Below are 21,936 nucleotides of genomic sequence, written 5' to 3' on the forward strand. Positions count from 1 at the left end.
TGCTCGCGTCCACTAGGCAATTCTGAGACAGCAAACAGTGTTTGTGTGTTTCATAGGGTTACGGCGGTTATGGCGAAGGGGAAACACCCGGTTACATTCCGAACCCGGAAGTTAAGCTCTTCAGCGCCGATGGTACTGCACCGGGGACGGTGTGGGAGAGTAGGTCACCGCCGGACAATCTTTTGAGGGCCTCCACCGTTGGTGGGGGCCCTCAGTCATGTCCCGGCCCGTTTCCCGGGGCTGTTCCCGGGGCTGTGTCGGGATCTGCCCGCGACCCTTTTCGAACCCCTTTTCTGGGATCTGTCCGCGACCCGTTTCGGGGTCTGCTCGGGGCTCTCTTCGGGGCCCTTTCCGGGAGCGTTCCGGGGTCTGTTGCAGGACTCTCTTCGGGGCCTTCCCAACAGGAAACTCCCGAGGCCTCCTGGCTTTCTCCGAGGTCCCTTGATTTCCACAAGGCTTACTCGAGACGCTTGGTTTCTCGGGATTCCTGGTTTTCCAGGGAGTTTCGGGAGCCCCGGCCTCCCTGGTTTCGAGGTTTCCGGTATGCCCGGGAGGGGCCTCCGCCACAGGCGGAGGCCCCTTTCGCGTTGTGAGGCGTTCTCTGAGCGATTTTCGGCCCTGCCTAGACTCTCATGGCAGTGCGGCAACCGTCGGGTCAGACGGTCTCCTGGTTCTCTCAAAAACTGCTCACAAAGGCTCCACTGCTGTGGCCATGATCATTTGTGGGTGCCGAGGGAAGGGCGTGTGGACTTTCAGAGGCTTGCTAGGCTGGACAGGCCGGGCCACCCCACCTGCGGGTGGCCTTCGTCGCGCCAGACCACGATAGGGCGGGGCAGCGATAGCGAACGGGGCGCACCCCGCGGCCGGAGACCGCCCGCACAGCGAATCGTCCCATCCGATCGAAGAGACGGGACGCGCTCGCAGAGTGAGCCAACGAATGGACCAGAAGTGAACAGTGACAACGGGCCTGAGGGCGCCGGCCGACGCGAAGAGGGCGAAAACCGCGGATCTGGTGGCCAGGGAGGCCACCGCAGCGATCGCGCAGGTGGTGACAGGGGACGTCCGGGCGACGGTCCCCGATATGGTGAGCGCCGAGAGGGGCGCTCGAGTGGTTCTTACGGCTCTCGTGATCGTGGCGACAGGCCGTCTTACAACCGTGACGACCGTGGTTCCGGCCGCCCTGCGTTCAACCGTGACGACCGTCCGAGTGGCGGGCAGAGGCCCTCAGGGCCGCGTGGCGAGGGTCAGCGTCCTTATGGTGACCGCGACCAGTCCCGCGGTGGTTCTTACGGCTCTCGTGACCGTGGGGACCGGCCGTCTTACAACCGTGACGACCGTGGTTCGGGTCGTCCCCCGTTCAACCGCGACGACCGTGGTGAGCGCAGGTCCTTCAATCGGGACGATCGCTCCGGCGGTGGGTATCGCGGTGATCGTCCTTCGTTCAATCGTGATGACCGTCCTGGTGGGGGTCGTCCGCCGTTCAATCGCGATGATCGCGGTGGTGAGCGTCGTTCGTACGGTGACCGTGATCAGTCGCGCGGTCAGTATGGTTCGCGTCCCGACAGTGGTGAGCGCAGGCCGTTCAATCGTGATGACCGTCCTGGTGGGGGTCGTCCGCCGTTCAATCGTGATGACCGTCCCGGTGGTGGCTACCGTGGCGACCGTCCCGGCTTCAACCGTGACGATCGCGGTGGTGACCGTCCGGCGTTCAACCGCGATGACCGTGGTGAGCGCAGGCCGTTCAATCGTGATGACCGTCCTGGTGGGGGTCGTCCGCCGTTCAATCGTGACGACCGTCCCGGTGGTGGCTATCGCGGTGATCGCGGTGATCGTCCTTCGTTCAACCGTGACGACCGTGGTTCGGGTCGTCCGCCGTTCAACCGTGACGACCGTCCCGGTGGGGGTCGTCCGCCGTTCAATCGCGATGACCGCGGTGATCGTCCCTCGTTCAACCGTGATGATCGCGGTGGTGAGCGTCGTTCGTACGGTGACCGCGACCAGACCCGTAGTCGTTATGGTTCGCGCCCGGATGGTGAGCGCAGGCCGTTCAATCGTGATGACCGTCCCGGTGGTGGCTACCGTGGCGACCGTCCCGGCTTCAACCGTGACGATCGCGGTGGTGACCGTCCGGCGTTCAACCGCGATGACCGTGGTGAGCGCAGGCCGTTCAACCGTGACGACCGTCCCGGCGGGGGGCGTCCCTTCGGGAACCGTGACCGCGACGGTGAGGGGTCCCGCACCCGCTACGGCCGGGATGACCGGTCCGGCGGCCGCGACGAGGCTCCCAGCGGCCAGCGTGAGGAGCTGCCGGAGCTCGCCCCGGACATCACCGCGGAGGAGCTCGACAAGGAGATCCGCGAGGAACTGCGTTCCCTTCCCCTCGACCTCGCGGAGCTGATCTCCCGCCACCTTGTGGCGGCCGAGAGGGCTCTCGGCGAGGACGACGCGGAGCGGGCGTACGAGCACACGAAGGTCGCACGTCGCTTCGCGGCCAGGATCGGGGTGATCCGCGAGGCCGTCGGCATCGCGGCCTACCGTGCCGGCCACTTCTCCGAGGCGCTCAGCGATCTGCGCGCGGCTCGCCGGATGACGGGTTCCGACTCGTTCCTGCCGATCATGGCGGACTGCGAGCGTGGCCTTGGCCGTCCCGAGCGCGCCCTTGATCTGGTCCGCTCCAAGGAGGCAGAGCGGCTCGACCGCGTCGGCAAGATCGAACTCGCCATCGTGGAGTCCGGTGCCCGGAGGGATCTCGGCCAGAACGACGCCGCGGTCATCACCCTCCAGCGCCTTCCTGAGCTGCGTGACACCCGTCCCCAGCCCTGGTCGGCCCGCCTCGCCTTCGCCTACGCCGACGCATTGTCGGTGGCCGGTCACGAAGGGCCCGCCACCGAGTGGTTCGGCCGGGCGATGGCCTTCGACGAGGACGGCGAGACCGACGCGGCCGAGCGTTACGCGGAGCTGACGGGCGCTGTCATCGAGGATCTGGAAGAGGACGACGACGAGGACGGGGAAGTCATCGACGATGACACCCGCCCTCGGGGTGGTGCCGATGCCGAGATCGATGACGAGATCGACACCGATGACATCGGTGACGGCGATGTCATCGGTGACGTCCATGTCGACGATGAGATCCATGTCGACGACGACGCCGACATCGACGACGTCGCGGCTCTGGACGCGGAGATCGAAGACGAAGACGATCTCTTTGACGACGAGTTCAGCGCGAACCGGCCCGTCGCCGGCGATGCTCCTGACAATGGCTCCTCCGACGAAGAGGGCTCACCCGAGAACGTCTCCTCCGAGACCGGCTCTTCCAGGAACGAGACGGTCGATGCCGAGCGGAAGGTTGAGGAGAAGCCCGGCAAGGTGGAGCGCGCCGTCGGCCCCGCCTTCATCGAGCCTGACTTCGGCGACATTCTCAGTGACGCTCCCGATGTCGACGCCGACGGAGACGACCTGGACGAGGATCGGGACGGGGACGAGCAGGGCCGGGATCGCCAGGGCAAGTCCGAGAAGAAGTAGTTCCCGGGGGCCTTCACCGCATTCCGGGTGGGCGAGTTGTGCGCCCGGAATGCGGAAGGCGCCTCCAGCGTGATCCTGGACCTTACGGGACACCTTCTTACGGCTGGACCCGGTCCAGCCAGTGCAGGATGCCGGCCACGTTGGACGGGGCGCCGCTCAGCAGTTCGAACTGCTCGGCGGTCGCCTCGTCCGCTTTCAGGGCCGCGTAGCGGTCGCGGGTGCGCTCCCTGACCATGGCGACAGCGTGATCCAGATCCATGCCTTCCGTGTGGGCCTGACGGGTCAGATCGACCCAGACGCGAAGCTCCTCGGCGGAGCGTCCCAGGATCTCCTCCACGTCCGCGACCGGTCCGTAGTGACTGAAGAGCAGCCTCTGCGGGCCCAGCGCCCTGAACAGGGCGATCGAGTCCAGCGCGGTACGCAGGTCGAAGTCCGGTGGGGGCGTGGCGGGGCGCAGGTCACCCGTCTCCGGAAGGTAGACCCCGGCCGCGTCGCCGACGTAGAGGTCTCCGGTGCCGGAGTCGATGAGTCCCACATGGTGTCTGGCGTGGCCCGGTGAGTAATGGCTGTTCAGGGTACGTCCGTTGCCGAGGTCGATCGTGTCGGTGTCGCCGAGGGCGCGAATCCGTGAGGCTTCCGTGGGGGAGAGCTCGCCGAACAGGGTGTCCAGTTTGTCGCCCCAGACCATCCGCGCGCTGGCCATCAGCCTGGACGGATCGGCGAGATGCCGGGCACCCTTCTCGTGAACCACGATCTCCGCATCCGGGTAGAAACCAGCGATGTCGCCGACCCCGCCCGCGTGGTCCAGGTGGATGTGCGTGACAACGACCGTGGCGAGATCTCCCGGGCCGACGCCCAGTGAGGTAAGGGCGTCGCGCACCACGGGAGCGGAGGTGGAGGTGCCGGTCTCCACCAGACAGGGACGGTCTCCGAGGATCAGGTATCCGGCCGTGATGCTCGAGTATCCGGCCATCCTCGTGTCGATCTCATAGACGTCCCCACCGAGGGCGGTGATGTTTTCCACAGGCCACCTCATAACTGGAACCGGCGTCCACAGAACAGTATTCGGCCATTTCGGCGCAGCTCAACATCGTAGAGAGTCCTTCTCGACCGGCAGGATCGAGGAGGATCGCATGGATCGTAACGAGGTCATTCTCGTGGGCCGCCTACCTGAGGCGGCCCATATCAGGTCGTTGCAGAGCGGGAGCAGGCTCTGCACCTGGCGCCTGGTCGTCCGTCGGCAGCACCGTGGGCGTGGAGCCCGGGTCGACACCATTCCGTGCGCGTCGTTCGAGCTCGAGGTGATCGAGGCTGTGGCCGGTTGGCTGCCCGATGACATCGTCGAGGTGACGGGTTCGCTGCGCCGCCGCTGGTGGGGAAGTGAGGGGGCCAAGTCATCCGGGTACGAGGTCGAGGTGCGTTCGGTGAGACGTCTCGAGCGCAAGGTCACCATGATCCTGACCGGCGACGAGGGAGTTCCGGCGCCCGCCCCGCCTCGGTCGGTGCGCTCACTCGTGCACGCGGGGCAGGGGGATACCGGGCAGGGCGCGGAGCCGCGGCTCACCCAGGTCAAGCATGACCCCACCTCATCCGGGTCGAGTCTCGCTCCGACCGGACCGGATGTCACCTCGGTCGGAGGAGCGGATTCCACTCCGGCCGGACCGGATCTCATCGGGCTGGATTCGGTCCCGATCGGGCCGGGTCTCGTTCCGGTCGGGCGGGATTCGACTCCGGCCGGTCCGGATCTCACCTCGGTTGAGCGGGATCTCGCCTCGGCCGGGCCTGACCCCCTCACCTTGGTCCGACCGGACCTCGCTCCGGAAGGTGTGCCGGAACCGGAAACGGTTCCGCGAGCCGTGGAGGCGTCGATTTCGGGCCGCTCGAAGGTGCCTCACCCCATGACGCGCGCAGGCGCGATCTTTGGAGCGGGCAAGTGAGCGATGTCCTTCTTTCCCCGCGTCCAGCACCCCGGGATCCCGGAGTCTCTCAGAGACCTGGCTTCCTCTCAGGCTTCGGTCTCCTCGAACCCTCAGGAACCGGGCTTCTCGAAGGGCGGGTTGCCCGTGGGCGGTGTCCCCGCCGGGGTGAGCAGGCGCAGGACCAGACCGGTCCTGGGCTTCGGGCCGAAAGAGGTGGATTTGCGAGGCACCCGCTCTCCCTGAGCTGCGACCGCGAGCACATCGTCGACGGCAAGCGGGCGCAACAGCACCGCGGTCCCCCCGGAGGCCCGTGCGAGCCGTACGGCGGCCTCGGGGTCGTGGTGGACGATGCGCACCGACAACTCGTCGTCCCGCATCCCCCAGACCTTCGGCAGGAGAAACTCCGCGAGGATGGAGGTGTTCAGCGCCCGCCACCCGGCCGAGCGCTCGGCCGGCATGGCATGTTCAAGCTGAGCGGGGTCAGGATCGGTGAGAAGGTGGGTGAGCTCGCCGGAGGACAGCAGATAGGCCGGTCCGCTGGTCTCGTCCAACGCGGCCAGGCCTTCGGTCAGGTCCGCGTACTCCTGTACCCGCCACGAACCCTTGGCCTTGGCCAGCGCCTCTTCAAGCGGCAGTTCGGGGATGACCCGGTGGATGGCCTTCAGATCCGGCGGGTAGGCGCTGGAGTCCACCAGGAGCGCAAGACCGAAGTCCCACGGTTCGGGCTCCATGGAACTCGGCGGCGTCGCCGATTTCACGGTCTCCGCCTGCTCCCCGGTCGTCCCCGCCGCGTCGGCGGTGTCCGTCGCACCACGTGTGGTGGCGGCACGGTGTTCCCGCTGGAGCGCGAGGTAGGTGGCGTAACGGTGGTGCCCGTCGGCGATGAGGGCCTGGTGGGGGCGGAGGTCGGCGTCGATGGAGGCGAGTTCCTCACTGTCGGTGACGGCCCACAGCCGGTGCCTGACCTCGTCTTCGGTCTTCGCCTCCGCCAGCGGGGGCCGGGTCGCGGCGACATGGTCGACGAGGCGGGTGGTGGCGCCGCCCGCGCCGTCGTAGAGCAGGAAGATGGGCTCGAGGTTGGCTTCCGTGGTGCTCATCAGTGCCAGCCGGTCGGCGACCGGTCCTGGCATCACGTCCTCGTGAGGCAGGACGATATGCAGCTCCGGACCGGCCAGGCCCACGTCGCCGATGATTCCGCGCTGCAGGACCCCGGGACCCGACTGCTCATAGACGTAGACCGCGGGCGTCTCGTCGGCGGCCAGCACCCCTGAGGAGAGCCATTGGTGAAGCGTCTCTCGCGCCTCGACGTATCTGTGCTGGTCGGTGCCGGGAAGGATCAAACGCACCACGTTGTTGGGATGGGTGTCGAGCAGCTTTCGCACGCCGGCCTCGTCGATGAGGTCGTAAGGCGGTGAGGTGACCCCGGCCAGATCGTCGACCGTGAACCGTACGCCGCGAAACGGGCGTAGCACCAGCCCGCCGGGTATCGGCAGTTCAGGATTCGCCATAGAGGGCATGCTGCCATAAAGGCCTGAAACGGCCGGGGGCCGCTTCGAGTCCATGGTGCCCGGTCCGTCAGGGAATCGGCCAGATCTGTCGTCTGTCGATGAAGGAGGCCTCACATAATGGTCCAAGGACGTGGCGGTCCGTCTGATTCCCCCAACCCCGAGACGGGCGCTCCGGTCGGGGACGTCTACGAATGGTTTCAACGAGGGATGAGGCTGCTGGCCGAGGGTAGTCCGGCGGCGGCGGCCGCGCTGCTGGAACGGGCGGCCGACGCGGAGCCGGAGTCACGAAGCATCCGGGAGGCCCTCGCCAGAGCGCAGTTCAACTCCCGGCAGTACGCCGACGCCGTCGACAGCTTTCGCTGGATCATCGATGCCAATCCGGCTGAGGACTATGCGTATTTCGGGCTCGGACTCGCTCTCTGGCGCACCGGGGACATGGAAGGGGCTCAGGAGCCGCTGGCCATCGCCGTCGCGATGCGCCCCGACCTGCGGCACTACGTTTCCGCGCTGAAAAGCGTTCGCGCCACGTTGCGCGCCCGCAGGATGTGATCCATGTGGTCCATGCGAGAGCGCCGATGTGGCCACAGGCGTCCGTCGCATGTGAATTCACCCCGGTCTGCCGGTGCGGCCCGCGGATGCTCGCCAGATGTGATCTGGATGGGTTCGCCGGATGTGATCCGGACCGCTCCGTCGCATGGACCCGCGCGGGTGGTGGAACGCGGGTGATGAAATGGGCCAGTGGACACGAATACGCTGATCGACCCGTACGACACTCTTCTCCTTGACCTCGACGGGGTGGTGTATCTCGGGCGCGACGCCGTACCGGCGGCTCCCGAGGCCCTGAGCCGGGCGGCGGAGCGTGGTGTGCGCCTCGCCTACGTCACCAACAACGCCTCACGCACCCCCGCCGCCATCGCCCAGCACCTGCGTGCGCTGGGCGCTCCAGCGGCCGCCGAGGATGTCGTGACCTCCGCCCAGGCCGCCGCGCGACTCGTGGCCGAGCGGATCGAACCGGGCGCCGCGGTGCTGGTGGTCGGCGGGATGGGCCTGCGCTCCGCGTTGCGCGCCCACGGACTGCGTCCGGTCAGCACCGCCCTGGACGCCCCGGCCGCGGTCGTCCAGGGCATCGCTCCCGATCTGTCCTACGGCCTGCTGGCCGAGGGAACACTCGCCGTGAGAGAGGGAGCCCTCTTCGTCGCGGCCAACGCCGACTCGACCATGCCGACCGGCAGGGGCGAGCTTCCCGGCAACGGTGCGATGATCAGGGTCATCGCCACGGCGACCGGGGTGGAGCCGATCGTCGCGGGAAAGCCCGAGCCGCCCCTGCACCGGGAGTCGATGCTCCGTACCGGATCGCGGCGGCCCCTGGTGGTCGGTGACCGGCTCGACACCGACATCGAGGGGGCGAACAACGCCGGGGTGGACAGCCTGCTGGTCCTGACCGGGGTGGCGAGCCCGCTCGACGTGCTGACCGCCGTTCCACGGCACCGGCCCACCTACATCGCCGGTGATCTGTCCGACCTGCACCGGCCCTACCCCGAGGTGCGGCGGGCCGGCAACGGGTGGACCTGCGAGGGGTGGACGGCCCGCTGGGAGGAGGGCGCGCTCACCCTCGAGGGCGGAGGTGAGCCGCTCGACGGGCTCCGCGCCGCATCCGCCGCCACCTGGGAGGCGGCGGGCGAGGGCCGGGCGGACGAGGACGTGGTGAAGGCTGCACTCGACGTCGTGCTCTCGCCGCCCACCCCGCACTCCGGCTGAGGCGGTCGCCTCACCAACGCCCGCGCGGGCAACGTCACGCTGACCCTCGCCGCCCACCCCGCACTCCGGCTGAGGCGGTCGCCTCACCAACGCCCGCGCGGGCAACGTCACGCTGACCCTCGCCGCCCACCCCGCACTCCGGCTGAGGCGGTCGCCTCACCAACGCCCGCGCGGGCAACGTCACGCTGACCCTCGCCGCCCACCCCGCACTCCGGCTGAGACGGCCGCCCCAGCCCTCTGGCCCCTCCCGCCTGGGAGCCAAGCGGATCTCGCCCGGGATCCACATGGATCCCGGGCGACGTCGCGACGATGACCGGAAGGCCGTAGCCGGACCGGCCGCCGTCGGCCCCGGTGGCTCTCCTCCCGCGTGATCCCGCCCGAGCCTCCCGCGTGATCCCGCCCGAGGGCGGCATCCTCAAAGAAGTTTGCGCAGGCGCAGAAGGTCGCTGAAGCTGGCGTCGACCTTGACCCGCCCGCTGAAGACGGCCCGTCCCATGTCGAGCTCCCCGTTGACCAGGGAGATGAGATCGTCGCTGCCGATGGTCAGTTTCACGTCGACCTGCCTGCCGTCGTTCGCGGGCAGATCCTCGAAGGGGCCGAGGCCGCCATGGTGGATGCGACCGTAGAAGGTGACGCCGAGATCCTTGACATGGCAGCTGATGCTGCGCTCGACCACGTGCTTGGCGCGGCTTTCCTGGTCAACCTCGTCGAACTGCTCGCCGAGTTTGCGCAGTGCCACCCGGCACTCGTCGACGGTCGCCATCGCGTGGCGCTCCCTTCTCTCCCTGACCGATCCGAATCCTTTTCAGGTACGGACGGTAGCGTTCCACATGGGTACGGCATGCAATCCGGCGCGGGGGTGCCGGAGAAAGAGGCTTCTGCCATGGCGCCGAACGTCACGCGGGTATGCGTTGGCGGTCGCCGACATTAATGGGATGACAACGAGCGAGGCCCCCGCGATAGTTCACGGTTTACCCATTTTTGGAGAACCCCTTCCCTTCTGGCCCACGCTGGACGGGGCGACGTCGGATCGCCCTGCGCCGGACCGGCCCGAGCAGGAGGGAGGCGCCGGCGTCCGGGTTCCCCGGGTGGCGCGGGAAACCCGGACACGGAGGCGGGGAGGCCGCGGCGTGGGCACGGTAAAGCCGGAAAAGGGGAGAAAGCCCGCCGGGGCGACGAGGGGCGCGGGTTCCGATACGGTCGGGGAATCCACGGGCGCGAGGCCGGCGAGCGTCGTGCTCGTGCGGCGGCGGCCGTGTTCGTACGGAGAAAGGGCCGCGGAGGCGGCCACCAGGGCCGAGGCGGCCAGGAGCGGTGCCGGAGGGGGCGCATGACGGACCTGCTGGAAGAGATGGGCGAGACGGGCGACGAGCGGGTGGAGGCCGCGCTGGGCGGGCTCGCCCGCCTCGGTGCCCTGCCCGTCTCGGCGCACGCGGACGTCTTCGAGGAGGTGTTCACCGGACTGGAGCAGGCGCTCGCCGCGGTGAACGACGTCTCAGGACGGGAGCTCGCCGCGGCCGGCGACATCCCGGGGCGGGTGATCACCCCGGCGCACGGCGTCCCGGGGCGGGGGCCGATCCTGGCGGACGCTGTTTCGGGAGTGGACGCCCTTGCGGGGGCGGAGGGCCTTTCTGGACAGGGGCCGGCCCCGGCGCACGGTGTCTCCGGGCAGGGGACGGCCCCGGCGGACGGCACCCCGGACCGGCGCCCGTGAGCCGGCGTACCCGCCTTGACAGCGAGCTCGTCCGCCGGAAACTGGCGCGGTCCCGGGAACAGGCGGCCCAGCTCATCGAGGCCGGCCGGGTCAGCGTCGGCGGCCAGGTCGCGGCCAAGCCCGCGACCCAGGTCGACACGGCCTCGGCGATCGTGGTCGCGGAGGCGGCGGAGGGACCCGACTACGTCTCGCGGGGCGCGCACAAGCTCCTCGGCGCGCTGGAGGCCTTCGGACCCCTCGGCCTCACCGTCGAAGGACGTCGCTGCCTGGACGCGGGTGCCTCGACCGGAGGCTTCACCGACGTGCTGCTGCGCGCCGGAGCGGCCCACGTGCTGGCCGTCGACGTCGGGTACGGCCAGCTCGCCTGGTCGCTGCGGACCGACGACAGGGTCACGGTCATGGAGCGGGTCAACGTCAGGGACCTGAAACCCGACATGGTCGGCGAGGCTCCCACGCTGATCGTCGGTGATCTCTCTTTCATCTCCCTGCGTCTGGTGTTGCCTGCCCTGGCCCTGTGCGCCGCGGGGCGGGCCGATTTCGCGATGCTGGTCAAACCCCAGTTCGAGGTCGGCAGGGAGCGGGTCGGTGCGGGCGGGGTCGTCCGGGACCCGGGACTTCGCGCCGGGGCCGTACGGGATGTGGCCGAAGCCGCTCGAACCCTCGGCCTGAGCGTGCGAGGGGTCACCGCGAGCCCGCTGCCTGGTCCGTCCGGCAACGTCGAGTACGTCATCTGGCTGGGCAAGGGAGAGGGCGCCCCGCCGGTCCCCGACCTTGACGCGGAGATCGAGCGGGCGGTGGCCGAAGGCCCCCGGTAGGTCATTCCCGGCCCTGGGCCCCCGGCTCCCGGGCTCCACGCCTCCCACGCCCCGGGTCTCCCCGGCTCCCCGCCTTCCAGGCTTCCGGCTACCCGGGCGCCATCGGCGCCTGGGCGACCCGGGAGAGTGGACCTGACATCCTTCTCACCGTCCCCGAAGTCCCTCCCCGGAATTCACTCCCCGGACGGAGGGAATTCCCGCGATCATCCATGAGAGTTCCCGATTCACCGCCGGTCGCCCGCCAGGAGAAATTCCTTGAGGTCCTACTCCAGCTCCACAGGCGTCTCACCTCTTCGCAGGTCCGGCGGGGACACCGCCGGGCACACCCGTAGCGGCCCGGCCATCGCCACCGCCGGGCACGGTACCGAAACGTGCGGCGCCACGCCGCGTCTCCTCTCCCGCCTCGGTTCCCTCCTCGGGGCGAGGGTCTCCACGTTCAAGGAGAATCGATGACTGCCAAGCGCACCGTGCTGGTCACCGCGCACACCGGGCGGGCGGCGGCCGTCGACAGCGCCCGGATGGTGATCCAGCGGTTCGCGGACGCCGGGTTGATCGTGCGCGTTCTCAGTGCCGAGGCCGACGAGCTCGCCTGCGCGGGGGCCGACGTGGTGCCCGCCGGTTCGGCGGCGGTCGACGCCGCCGAGATGATGATCGTGCTCGGCGGGGACGGCAGCCTCCTGAGGGCCGCCGAGCTCGCCCGGCCGGCGGGAGTGCCGCTGCTGGGGGTCAACCTCGGCCATGTGGGCTTCCTGGCCGAGGCCGAGGTGGAGGACCTGGCGGACGCGGTCGACAGCGTGGTGGACGGCCGTTACGACGTCGAGGAGCGGATGACCATCGAGGTCACCGCCCGCCTCAACGGCAAGTTGCTGGCCGACAGCTGGGCGCTGAACGAGGCCACGGTCGAGAAGAGCGAGCGGATGCTCGAGGTGGTCGCCGAGATCGACGGGCGTCCGCTGTCGCGCTGGGGGTGCGACGGGGTGATCTGCGCCACGCCGACCGGTTCGACCGCGTACGCCTTCTCCGCCGGAGGCCCGGTCGTGTGGCCCGAGGTGGAGGCTCTGCTGCTGGTGCCCATCAGCGCCCACGCCCTGTTCGCCCGCGCTCTGGTGGTCTCGCCCCGCTCCAAGCTGGCGCTGGAGATCCAGCCGGAGACGGCGGGAGCGGTGCTGTGGTGCGACGGCCGCCGCAGGTTCGACCTGCCCGCAGGGGCGAGGGTGGAGCTCAAGCGGGCCGCGCTGCCGGTACGGCTGGCGCGGCTGCACGGTCTGGAGGACACCGGGGCGCCGTTCACCGACAGGCTGGTCGCCAAGTTCGATCTCCCTGTACAAGGGTGGCGTGGCCGTGTGAGGCCCTAGTTCGTCCGGGCGGGCGACGCCTCGAGCGCGTAGGATCGTGCCCGCGCACCGCACTGATGTTCGGTGAATTCGATGTGACGGGAGGGACCAGTGCGACCTAGAGTCGAGGAGGTCCGCATCCAGGGGCTCGGCGTGATCGACGAGGCCGTCCTGGTGCTAGCGCCGGGATTCACCGTGGTCACGGGCGAGACGGGCGCGGGTAAGACCATGGTGGTGACCGGTCTGGGACTGCTGTTCGGCGGCCGCGCCGATCCCGCCCGGGTCCGCCCCGGCTCCGGCAAGACCACCATCGAGGGCACGCTGATCGTCGACCCGGCGGGACGGGTCGCCCAGCAGGTGCAGGACGTGGGCGGCGTGGTCGAGGACGGCGAGCTGATCATCTCGCGGACGGTCTCCGTCGAGGGGCGCAGCCGCGCCTGGCTGGGCGGGCGCACCGTCCCCGTCGGCACCCTCACCTACCTGGCCGAGGACCTGGTGGCCGTGCACGGTCAGATGGACCAGCAGCGGCTGCTGCAGCCGGGCCGCCAGCGGGCCGCCCTCGACCGCTACGCCGGCGAGGAGCTGGTCAAGCCGCTGCGCGCCTACGAGCAGGCCTACAAGCGGCACAGGAAGATCGCGGAGCAGCTGGACGAGCTGACCACCAGGGCCAGGGAGCGCGCCCAGGAGGCCGACCAGCTCAGGTTCGGGCTCGGCGAGATCGAGAAGGCCGACCCCAAGCCCGGCGAGGAGATCGAGCTGCGCGAGGAGGAGGAGCGGCTCTCCCACGCCGACTCCCTCAGGGGCGCCGCGGAGACGGCGCACCGGGCGCTGCTCGGTGATCCGCTGTCCGGCGAGCAGGCCATGCCGGACGCCATCGCGCTGGTCGGCGAGGCCCGCGCGGCCGTCGAGGCGGTGCGCGACTTCGACCCCGCGCTCGCCGGGATCGCCGACCGGCTCGCGGAGGCGGGCTATCTGATCTCCGACGTCGCCACCGAGCTGGCCGCGTACTTCGAGTCGGTCGACGCCGACCCGGGCCGGCTCGCGGTCGTGCAGGAGCGGCGGGCCGTGCTCATCCACGTCATCCGCAGGTACGGCCAGGACACCGCGGAGGTGCTCGCCTGGGCGGCGCGGGCCGCGGCCCGGGTGGCGGAGCTCGACGGCGACGACGATCGCATCGGCGAGCTCACCCGCGAGCACGAGGAGCTCACCGAGCGTCTCACCGAGCTGGCCGCCGAGCTGACCCGGATCAGGACGGCGGCCGCGGAGCGGTTCGGGCGGGCCGTGACCGAGGAGCTCACCGCGCTGGCCATGCCGCACGCCAGGGTGGTGGTCACCATCGCCGCCGCCCCCGAGTTCGGCCCGCAGGGCGTCGACGAGGTCGAGCTGCGCATGGCGCCGCACCCGGCCTCGCCGCTCCTGCCGCTGAACAAGGGCGCCTCCGGCGGCGAGCTGAGCCGGGTGATGCTCGCCATCGAGGTGGTGTTCGCCGGTGCCGACCCGGTCCCGACGTTCGTCTTCGACGAGGTCGACGCGGGCGTGGGCGGCAAGGCCGCGGTGGAGATCGGCCGCAGGCTGGCACGGCTGGCCCGCACCTCCCAGGTGATCGTCGTCACCCACCTCCCGCAGGTCGCGGCCTTCGCCGACCAGCATCTCGTCGTGGAGAAGGCCGATGACGGGAGCGTGGTGCGCAGCGGCGTGATCGCCCTCGACCAGGACGGCCGGGCGCGCGAGCTCTCCCGCATGCTCGCCGGGCTCGAGGACTCCGAGCTGGGCCGCGCGCACGCCGAGGAGCTGCTGTCGATCGCCGCCGCCGACAAGGCGTGACCGGACGGCTGAAACGGGCCGAACAGGCCGGATAAAGAAGTGATGGAGCGCGTGATGGGTTGAAGGAGTAATTCGTATGGTCCGGGGGAGTAGGTGCCCGGGATTTCGGGTGACGGATCTGACACGCTGCCGGCTGTTTGGCTCTCCCGGTCGTTCCCTCTGGCAGGATGGTCGTGATGAAGGTGCCGATTGACGGGCTGAAAAACGGGCTCACCGGGTACCTCCGCCGCAGGAAGGTCACTGACCTTCCCGGGGTGACGGCAGTGGCGAGAATCGATCGGCGGACCAAGAGGCTGACCAAGCGCCTCAGGGCCGGGGAAATCGCGATTATCGATCACGTTGACGTTGACCGGGTGAGCGCGGAGGCGCTTGTCGCGTGCGGCGCGGCGGGTGTCGTCAACGTCGCCTCCGGCATCAGCGGCCGCTATCCCAACCTGGGCCCGCAGATCATCGTCGACGCCGGTGTGCCGTTCGTCGACAACGCCACCCCCGAGCTGTTCGAGCGGATCAAGGACGGCGACCTGGTCAGGCTGCACGAGGGCGTCATCTACCTCGACGACGAGGCGGTCGGCAAGGGCGACGTGCAGACGGCCGAGTCCGTCCAGGCCGCGATGAGCGAGGCGCGGGCCGGGCTGACGGTGCAGATCGAGGCGTTCGCGGCCAACACCATGGAGTACGTCCGCCGCGAGCGCGACCTCCTCATCGACGGGATCGGCGTTCCCGACGTCCGGACCGTCATGGAGGGCAGGCACGTCCTCATCGTGGTGCGCGGCTACCACTACAAGGAGGACATCGCCGCCCTCCGTCCCTACATCCGCGAGTACCGCCCGGTCATGATCGGGGTGGACGGCGGCGCGGACGCGCTGCTGGAGGCCGGATACCTGCCCGACATCATCGTCGGGGACTTCGACTCGGTCTCCACCAAGGCGCTCACCACCGGCGCCGAGCTGGTCGTGCACGCCTACCGCGACGGCAGGGCGCCGGGGCTGGAGCGGGTCCAGCAGCTGGGCCGCACCGCGGTGCTCTTCCCGGCGATCGGCACCAGCGAGGACATCGCGATGCTGCTCGCCGACGACAAGGGCGCCGACCTCATCGTCGCCGTCGGCACCCACGCGACCCTGGTGGAGTTCCTCGACAAGGGCCGCTCCGGCATGGCCAGCACCTTCCTCACCCGCCTGCGGGTGGGCAGCAAGCTCATCGACGCGAAAGGCGTCAGCCGGCTCTACCGCAGCCGGATCTCCACACCGTCCCTGCTCCTGCTCGTCGCCACCACGCTGATCACCATGGGGGTGGCGATCGTCGTCTCCCCGGTGGGCAAGATCTGGCTGGACAGCATGCGCGACGTCTGGAGCGGCTTCATCTTCTGGCTGGTCGGACTCTTCTCGTGATCGATTTCCGCTATCACCTCGTCTCCATCGTCGCGATCTTCCTCGCGCTGTCGGTGGGCATCGTGCTGGGCACCACCCTGCTCGAAGACCCCGTCATCAAGGCGAGCGAGCTGGCCGTCAACCAGTTCCGCGAGGGCAACAACGAGCTCCGCGACGAGGTCGAGGCCCTGCAGAAGCGCGAGGCCGCCAACGACGCGTTCGTGGCCGCCGACACCCCCCGGCTGGTCCGGGACGCGCTCGCCGGCCAGAGCGTCGTGATCGTCGAGGCCCCGGGCAGCACGGCGAGCGTGCGCGAGGGGGCGCAGCAGGTGATCGAGGAGGCGGGGGCGACCGTGACCGGCCGGATCACCCTCGCCGAGCGATACACCGATCCCGCCCAGGCGGGCTTCCTCGACAAGCTGGCCGTCGGCGCCAAGGCCCCCGAGACCGTCTTCTCCGTCGAGGACACGGCGTACGCCAAGGCGGCCGAGGTGCTCGCCGGCGCGATCCTGACCAGTGACTCCAGCCAGGTGGGCAAGGAGCACCCGGCCGGAGCCGGCATTCTCGACGCCTTCCAGCGCGGCGGACTGCTCACCGTCACCGGCGAACCCGCCAAGCGCGCCGAGGTGGCCCTGGTGATCGCCCCGGCGGAGGCGTACACCGGGGAGACCGCGGGCGAGCAGGCGAGCGCGCTCGTGACGCTGGCGGTCGGCCTGGACGACGCGGGCCAGGGCACCGTGCTGGCCGGTACGCAGACCTCGGTCGCGACCGGCGGGGTCATCGCCGCGCTCCGCGAGGACGCGGCCCTCACCGAGAAGGTCTCCAGCGTCGACACCGCCGATATGCCCGCGGGACGGGTCGTGGTGGTCTACGCTCTCCGAGAGCAACTCACCGGGCTGGCCGGCCAGTACGGCATCGGCCCCGGCGTCTCCGGCATCGAGCCCAGTGCGACGCCGACCCCCACGGCCGTCCCCACGGCCGCCACGGCCACCTCCGGAGGATGACCCGATGGCTCGTCGCGCTTTTCCCCGCGCCCTCGCGGGCGCCCTCGCCGGCGCGTTCCTCGGCGCGGTCGCCGCGCGTGCCGCGTACGCCGCCTTCACCCGCAGACCCCCGGTGGGCGACGCGGAGACCTGGGCCCGGACGAACCACCGGGGCGAGCCGATCACCCTGCTGGAGGGCCCGGCGTTCGTGGCCGGTGCCGGGGCCGCCGCGGCCGTGGTCCCCGGGCTGCCCGGCGGGGTCCGGGTGGCCGCGCTGCTGGCGGTGGCGGGTGGCGGTGGCCTCGGAGCCTACGACGACCTGTACGGCGCGACCTCGTCCAAGGGGTTCAAGGGGCATCTGAGCGCCCTGGCCAAGGGCGAGGTCACCAGCGGGGCCGTGAAGATCCTCGGCATCGGCGCGACCGGCCTGGCCGCCGCCGCCGTCACCTCCCGCGACCCCTTCGACGTCATCGTCAACGGCGGGCTGATCGCCGGGAGCGCCAACCTGGCCAATCTCTTCGACCTGCGGCCAGGCCGCGCCGTCAAGGTGGGCCTGCTCGCGGGGGCGCCCCTGCTCGCCGCGGGGCTGCTCAAGGACGACCCGGTCCCGGCCACCCTGGTCGCGCTCCCGATGGGAGCCGCCGCCGCGCTGCTGCCCGAGGACCTCGGCGAGCGGGCGATGCTCGGCGACGCGGGGGCCAACGCGCTGGGCGCGCTCCTCGGCCTGGCCGCCGCCGTCACCCTGGGCCGTCCCGGACGGATGGCCGTGCTCGGCACCGTGGTCGCGCTGACCGCGGCCTCGGAGAGGATCAGCTTCACCAAGGTGATCGCGGGCAACTCCCTCCTGCACCGCGTCGACATGCTCGGCCGTCGCCCTGTGGAGCAGGCACCCGCCCCCCGATGAGCACGAGGATCGCGCGGGGGGTCGCGGGAGCGGCACTTCTCATCGGAGTCGTGACCGTCCTGGCCCGGCTCGTCGGGTTCGGCCGCTATCTCGTCCAGTCGCAGAGCGTCGGCAACAGCTGCCTGGGCACCGCCTACAACACCGCCAACTACGTGCCCAACATCGTCTTCGAGCTGGTCGCGGGCGGCGTGCTGGCCGGGATGGTGGTGCCGGTGCTGGCCTCGGCGGCCGCCAGGTCCGATGACGACCCCGAGGCCAGGGCCGAGGTGAGCAGGACCACCTCGGCGTTGCTCACCTGGGCGATGCTCGTCCTGGTGCCGTTGACGCTGCTCATCGTCGCGTTCGCCGGGCCGATCGTCGCGCTGCTCATGGGCGATCCGCACGGATGCGACCCGGCCGGCGTCGTCGAGGCCGGCACCGGCATGCTCGTCGTCTTCGCCCCTCGGATGATCTTCTTCGGGCTGGCCGTGGTGCTGTACGGGGTGCTCCAGGCCCACCGGCGGTTCATGGGCCCGGCCATGGCGCCGCTGGTCTCCAGCCTGCTCATCGTCGCCTCCAACCTGTTGTTCGAGGCGGTCAACGAGGATGCCGCCGAGAACCTGTCGAAGCTCAGCGGCGCCGGGCAGCTGTCGCTCTCCCTCGGCGCGACCGTCGCCGCCGCCGCGATGGTGCTCACCGTCGTCGGCCCGGTCTCCCGCCTCGGGCTCAGGCTGCGGCCCTCGCTGTCGTTCCCGCCCGGCGTCGCGGCCAAGGCGCGAAGGCTCGCCACCGCGGGTCTCGCCGTGCTGGTCGCGCAGCAGATCGCGCTGATCGTCGTCATCCGCCTGGCCAACGGCCTGGGCGGCGAGGGCGCGATCGCCGCCTACACCTACGCCTGGGCGCTGTACCAGCTGCCGTACGCGGTGCTCGTGATGCCCATCGCCACCAGCTCGTTCCCGGTGCTGTCCACCCGGGCGGCCGAGGGGGACACGCCGGGTTTCGACGCCCTGACCGCCTCCACCACCCGGGCCGTGCTCCTGATGACGGGGCTCGCGGCCGGGGTGATGGCGGCGGTCGCCGTACCGGTGTCGAGGGTGTTCCTCGAGGGCACCCCGGGCGGCGTCCCCGCCGAGATGGCGAGGGCCGTCGCGCTGTTCGCGCCGGGCCTGGTCGGGTACGCGCTCATGCTGCACCTGGCCCGCGTCCTGTACGCCTGCGGGCGGGGCCGGTCGGCGGCCGTCGCCTCGGTGGCCGGCTGGGCCGTCGCGCTGCTGGCCCAGATCGTGCTCGCCCACACCGCGGGGGATCGGCCCGACGTGGTCGGGCAGCTGGCACTGGGCAGCACCGTCGGCATGACCGTCGGCGGGCTGCTCCTGGCCGTCGCGGTGCTCCGTGGCAGGGGGGCGGCCGCGCTGGCGGGGACGCCGCGCACCCTGCTGGCGACCCTGGCCGGCGGCGCCGCGGCCTGGGGGGCGGGCCTGACCCTGGTCGGCGCCTTCGGCGCGGTGTCCACCTGGGCGTCCGTGGCGGTCGGGCTGGCCGCGGGCGCGGTCGGGGTGGCCGCGTTCGCGTCCGTGGCGGTGGTGATCGACAGGAAGGACGCCCGGGCGCTGCTGGTGAGGCTCCGCCGGGGGGCTGTGAGGGATGCGAGGGAGGGGAGCCGTTCCGATGGCTGACCAGGGTAGGCGCGTGGCACTGGTGCTGGGGACGAGCGCGGGAGGGGTCGGCCGGCACGTGGCCATGCTGGCCGGCGGGCTGGTGCGCGGCGGCCATCGGGTGGTCGTGGCGGGCCCGCCGAGTACGGAGCGCGCCTTCGGCTTCGCCGCCCTCGGCGCGCGCTTCGCGCCCGTGCCGATCTCCGACCGGCCCCGCCCGCTCGACGACCTGCGGGCGGTCCTGGCGCTCCGGGCGCTGCGCGGGGCGCACGCGGTGCACGCCCACGGGCTACGGGCCGGGGCCCTGGCGGCGATCGCGCTGGCCGGGACCGGGACCGGCCTGGTGGTGACCCTGCACAACGCCGCCACCGCGGGCGGTGCCGTCGGTGCCGTCTACGGTCTCCTGGAACGGATCGTGGCCTGCCGCGCAGACCGGATCCTGGTCGTCTCCCCCGACCTGGGGGAGCGGATGACCCGCCTGGGGGCCGGGCGGGTCGAGGCCGCCGTCGTTCCGGCGCCCTCGCTGCCCCCGTCGGGGCGCGAGCCCGGCGATGTGCGGCGAGAGCTCGGCACGGGTGATCGGGTGATCTTCCTGACGGTCGCGAGGCTCGCCCAGCAGAAGGGGCTGGAGACCCTGCTCGACGTCGCGAAGGCCCTGCGGGAGGCTCGCGGGGACGCGGGACCCGTCCCGGGCCGGGCATCCGCCGGACCCGCAGGCGGCCGGGGCCCGGGGGAGCGGACGCCCGAGGCGGTGTTCCTGGTGGCGGGGGAGGGGCCGCTGCGGGGGGAGCTGCAGGAGCGGATCGACCGGGAGGACCTGCCGGTGCGGCTGCTCGGCGACCGGGCCGACGTGGGGGACCTGCTCGGGGTGGCGAGGGCGCTGGTGGTGCCGAGCCGCTGGGAGGGGCAGCCGCTCACCGTGCAGGAGGCCCTGCGGGCGGGCACGGCGGTCATCGCCACCGCGGTGGGGGGCATCCCGGCGATGGTGGGCGAGGCCGGGCTGCTGGTGCCGTACGGGGACATCGCCGCGATGCGCGACGCGGTCGCGAGGGTGCTCGCCGACGACGGTCTCGCCGGGGAACTGGCCGGGGCCGCGGCCAGGCGGGGCCGTGGGCTGCCGGGCGAGCCGGAGGCGCTCGCGGCGGTGCTCGCGGTCTATGCCGGGCTCTCCTGAGCGGTGGCGAACCGGGCTCCCCTGAGCGGTGGTGACCGGGTTTCCCCGAGCGGTGGTGACCGAAGCTTTTCTGAGCGGGCCGCACCGGGTCCTCCCCGGGACTGTGCGGAGATTCGCGGCTTGTGCCGGACTCCTCCCTGACGTCGGAGAAGGAGTGCTCGTGGTCTTCCGGAGGCCTGGAGGGCGTTGAGGGGCCGGTGGCGGGCGGTTCCCGAGCCGGGAGGAACAAGCGGGGGCGTCGCGATGTTGGATTAGGCGCCGCCATGCCGGACACCTATACTGGCGTGGTTAGGGGGGGAGTATCCCTTCGCGACAGTCTCGTCATCACGGTGTTGCCTCGCCCCACGAGGCCCCCGGGGCTGTCGGTCCGCATTGTCGACCCGCTTCACGTCGACCTGTCTTCACGCGGGCGGGAGAGACCTCCGGCAGTCTGTCGTGCGCGCCGCCGGAGGTTTATCAGTTGTGAATGTTCCTGTCTGGGCATGGTTCGCCGTCATCGGCGGACTCCTGGTCATCCTCGCCTTCGACCTGTGGATCGTCGATCGAGGCGAGCCCCGGGAGTTCTCCCTCAAGCAGGCCGGGTTCTGGGTCGGCTTCTACGTCACCCTCGCCGTGCTCTTCGGCATCGGGCTGTTGGTCTTCGCGGGTCCCACCCCCGCGGGCCAGTTCGTCGCCGGGTATCTCACCGAGTACAGCCTGAGCATCGACAACCTCTTCGTTTTCTACATCATCATGACCCGCTTCGCGGTGCCGAAGATGCATCAGCACAAGGTGCTGCTGATCGGCATCCTGATGGCGCTGGTCATGCGCGGCATCTTCATCGCGATCGGCGCGGCGGCCCTGGCCAACTTCGGCTGGCTGTTCTACGTCTTCGGCGTGTTCCTGATCTACACGGCCGTCCAGCTCGTCCGCCAGTTCGGCCAGGAGGAGCACCTCGAGGAGAACGCGGTGCTGCGCTGGGCGCGGCGGGTGCTGCCGCACACCGACGACTACGTGGGTTCCAAGATCACCGTCAAGGTCGACGGCAAGCGACTGGTCACCCCGCTGCTGATCGTCATGATCGCCATCGGCACCACCGACCTGCTGTTCGCGCTCGACTCGATTCCGGCGATCTTCGGCCTGACCACCGACGCCTTCATCGTCTTCACCGCGAACGCGTTCGCCCTGATGGGCCTGCGCCAGCTGTACTTCCTGCTGGGCGGTCTGCTCCAGAAGCTGGTCTACCTCAGCTTCGGTCTTGCGTTCATCCTCGGTTTCATCGGGGTTAAGCTGATCCTCGAGGCTCTGCACTCCAGCGGTGTCTCCTGGGCCCCTGAGGTGCCGATCTGGGTGTCGCTGTCGGTCATCGTCGTCACGATGGTCGTCACCACCGTGGTCAGCCTGATCAAGGCCCGGCGTGACAACCGCGCGGGCAAGGAAAACACCACCCCGGCGAGTGTCGAGCAGGGCTAGCGAATCAGCGTGTGAGGCGCTTTGCTTG

18 protein-coding genes and 1 rRNA gene are annotated in these 21,936 nt (G+C 70.5%); 15 read left to right on the plus strand and 4 right to left on the minus strand.

All coding sequences use genetic code 11. The annotated features are described in order from the left end of the window. Positions 1-59 precede the first annotated feature (59 nt). Positions 60-176 (plus strand): 5S ribosomal RNA (gene rrf / locus ACTOQ1_RS09985). Between the two features lie 1,048 nt (positions 177-1,224). On the opposite strand, the gene ACTOQ1_RS09990 is transcribed toward rrf, so the two are convergent. Next, a complete protein-coding gene (locus ACTOQ1_RS09990) occupies positions 1,225-2,874 on the minus strand; it encodes a hypothetical protein (RefSeq protein ID WP_440065985.1) in 1,650 nt (549 codons plus the stop codon). A 33-nt stretch (positions 2,875-2,907) separates the two neighbouring features. Here ACTOQ1_RS09990 and ACTOQ1_RS09995 point away from each other — a divergent pair, with 33 nt between their 5' ends. Then, positions 2,908-3,522 (plus strand): hypothetical protein, encoded by a 615-nt coding sequence (locus ACTOQ1_RS09995; RefSeq protein ID WP_440065986.1) that lies wholly within the window; start codon positions 2,908-2,910, stop codon positions 3,520-3,522. 97 nt (positions 3,523-3,619) lie between these two features. Here ACTOQ1_RS09995 and ACTOQ1_RS10000 read toward each other — a convergent pair whose 3' ends face one another. Beyond that, the gene (locus tag ACTOQ1_RS10000) at positions 3,620-4,558 is read right to left on the minus strand and encodes an MBL fold metallo-hydrolase (protein WP_440065987.1); all 939 of its coding nucleotides are present in this window, start codon (positions 4,556-4,558) and stop codon (positions 3,620-3,622) included. Positions 4,559-4,655: 97 nt separating this feature from the next. Between ACTOQ1_RS10000 and ACTOQ1_RS10005 the strand changes: the two genes are divergently transcribed. Next, positions 4,656-5,459, plus strand: a complete 804-nt coding sequence (locus tag ACTOQ1_RS10005) for a single-stranded DNA-binding protein (RefSeq protein ID WP_440065988.1) — start codon at positions 4,656-4,658, stop codon at positions 5,457-5,459. Between the two features lie 92 nt (positions 5,460-5,551). Here the strand turns inward: ACTOQ1_RS10005 and ACTOQ1_RS10010 are convergent, their stop codons facing one another. After that, complete coding sequence (locus ACTOQ1_RS10010) at positions 5,552-6,958, minus strand: DUF1015 family protein (protein ID WP_440065989.1); 1,407 nt, start codon at positions 6,956-6,958, stop codon at positions 5,552-5,554. 108 nt (positions 6,959-7,066) lie between these two features. On the opposite strand from ACTOQ1_RS10010, the gene ACTOQ1_RS10015 reads away from it, so the two are divergent. After that, positions 7,067-7,498 carry a tetratricopeptide repeat protein gene (locus tag ACTOQ1_RS10015; RefSeq protein WP_362698617.1) on the plus strand — a complete coding sequence of 144 codons (432 nt, stop codon included), beginning with the start codon at positions 7,067-7,069 and terminating at the stop codon, positions 7,496-7,498. Positions 7,499-7,687: 189 nt separating this feature from the next. Beyond that, positions 7,688-8,707: an HAD-IIA family hydrolase gene (locus tag ACTOQ1_RS10020; RefSeq protein WP_440065990.1), complete on the plus strand. Its 1,020-nt coding sequence runs from the start codon at positions 7,688-7,690 to the stop codon at positions 8,705-8,707. A 415-nt stretch (positions 8,708-9,122) separates the two neighbouring features. Here the strand turns inward: ACTOQ1_RS10020 and ACTOQ1_RS10025 are convergent, their stop codons facing one another. Beyond that, complete coding sequence (locus ACTOQ1_RS10025) at positions 9,123-9,470, minus strand: SCP2 sterol-binding domain-containing protein (protein WP_440065991.1); 348 nt, start codon at positions 9,468-9,470, stop codon at positions 9,123-9,125. A gap of 567 nt (positions 9,471-10,037) precedes the next feature. On the opposite strand from ACTOQ1_RS10025, the gene ACTOQ1_RS10030 reads away from it, so the two are divergent. The 10 genes from ACTOQ1_RS10030 (at position 10,038) to ACTOQ1_RS10075 (ending at position 21,908) form a co-directional block, all read left to right on the plus strand. Then, on the plus strand, positions 10,038-10,421 hold the full coding sequence (locus tag ACTOQ1_RS10030; RefSeq protein ID WP_440065992.1) for a hypothetical protein: 384 nt from the start codon (positions 10,038-10,040) through the stop codon (positions 10,419-10,421). Next, positions 10,418-11,236, plus strand: coding sequence for a TlyA family RNA methyltransferase (locus tag ACTOQ1_RS10035; RefSeq protein ID WP_440065993.1), 819 nt, complete (start codon positions 10,418-10,420; stop codon positions 11,234-11,236). The genes ACTOQ1_RS10030 and ACTOQ1_RS10035 overlap by 4 nt, the downstream gene beginning before the upstream one ends. 449 nt (positions 11,237-11,685) lie before the next feature. After that, positions 11,686-12,591, plus strand: a complete 906-nt coding sequence (locus ACTOQ1_RS10040) for an NAD kinase (protein WP_440065994.1) — start codon at positions 11,686-11,688, stop codon at positions 12,589-12,591. Positions 12,592-12,681: 90 nt separating this feature from the next. Beyond that, entirely contained in the window at positions 12,682-14,394 is a 1,713-nt protein-coding gene (gene recN / locus ACTOQ1_RS10045) for a DNA repair protein RecN (RefSeq protein ID WP_440065995.1), read from the plus strand. A gap of 176 nt (positions 14,395-14,570) precedes the next feature. Beyond that, positions 14,571-15,782 (plus strand): putative cytokinetic ring protein SteA, encoded by a 1,212-nt coding sequence (gene steA / locus ACTOQ1_RS10050; protein WP_440065996.1) that lies wholly within the window; start codon positions 14,571-14,573, stop codon positions 15,780-15,782. Further along, on the plus strand, positions 15,779-16,765 hold the full coding sequence (locus ACTOQ1_RS10055) for a copper transporter (protein ID WP_440065997.1): 987 nt from the start codon (positions 15,779-15,781) through the stop codon (positions 16,763-16,765). Before steA ends, ACTOQ1_RS10055 begins: the two co-directional genes overlap by 4 nt. A gap of 4 nt (positions 16,766-16,769) precedes the next feature. Beyond that, complete coding sequence (locus ACTOQ1_RS10060; RefSeq protein WP_440065998.1) at positions 16,770-17,648, plus strand: hypothetical protein; 879 nt, start codon at positions 16,770-16,772, stop codon at positions 17,646-17,648. After that, positions 17,645-19,303: a murein biosynthesis integral membrane protein MurJ gene (murJ, locus tag ACTOQ1_RS10065; protein ID WP_440065999.1), complete on the plus strand. Its 1,659-nt coding sequence runs from the start codon at positions 17,645-17,647 to the stop codon at positions 19,301-19,303. Before ACTOQ1_RS10060 ends, murJ begins: the two co-directional genes overlap by 4 nt. Continuing rightward, positions 19,296-20,456, plus strand: a complete 1,161-nt coding sequence (locus tag ACTOQ1_RS10070; RefSeq protein WP_440066000.1) for a glycosyltransferase family 4 protein — start codon at positions 19,296-19,298, stop codon at positions 20,454-20,456. Before murJ ends, ACTOQ1_RS10070 begins: the two co-directional genes overlap by 8 nt. 462 nt (positions 20,457-20,918) lie before the next feature. Continuing rightward, positions 20,919-21,908 carry a TerC family protein gene (locus ACTOQ1_RS10075; RefSeq protein WP_440066001.1) on the plus strand — a complete coding sequence of 330 codons (990 nt, stop codon included), beginning with the start codon at positions 20,919-20,921 and terminating at the stop codon, positions 21,906-21,908. Positions 21,909-21,936 lie beyond the last annotated feature (28 nt).

This window comes from Streptosporangium sp. OZ121 (genome assembly GCF_051918885.1).
GTDB lineage: Bacteria > Actinomycetota > Actinomycetes > Streptosporangiales > Streptosporangiaceae > Streptosporangium.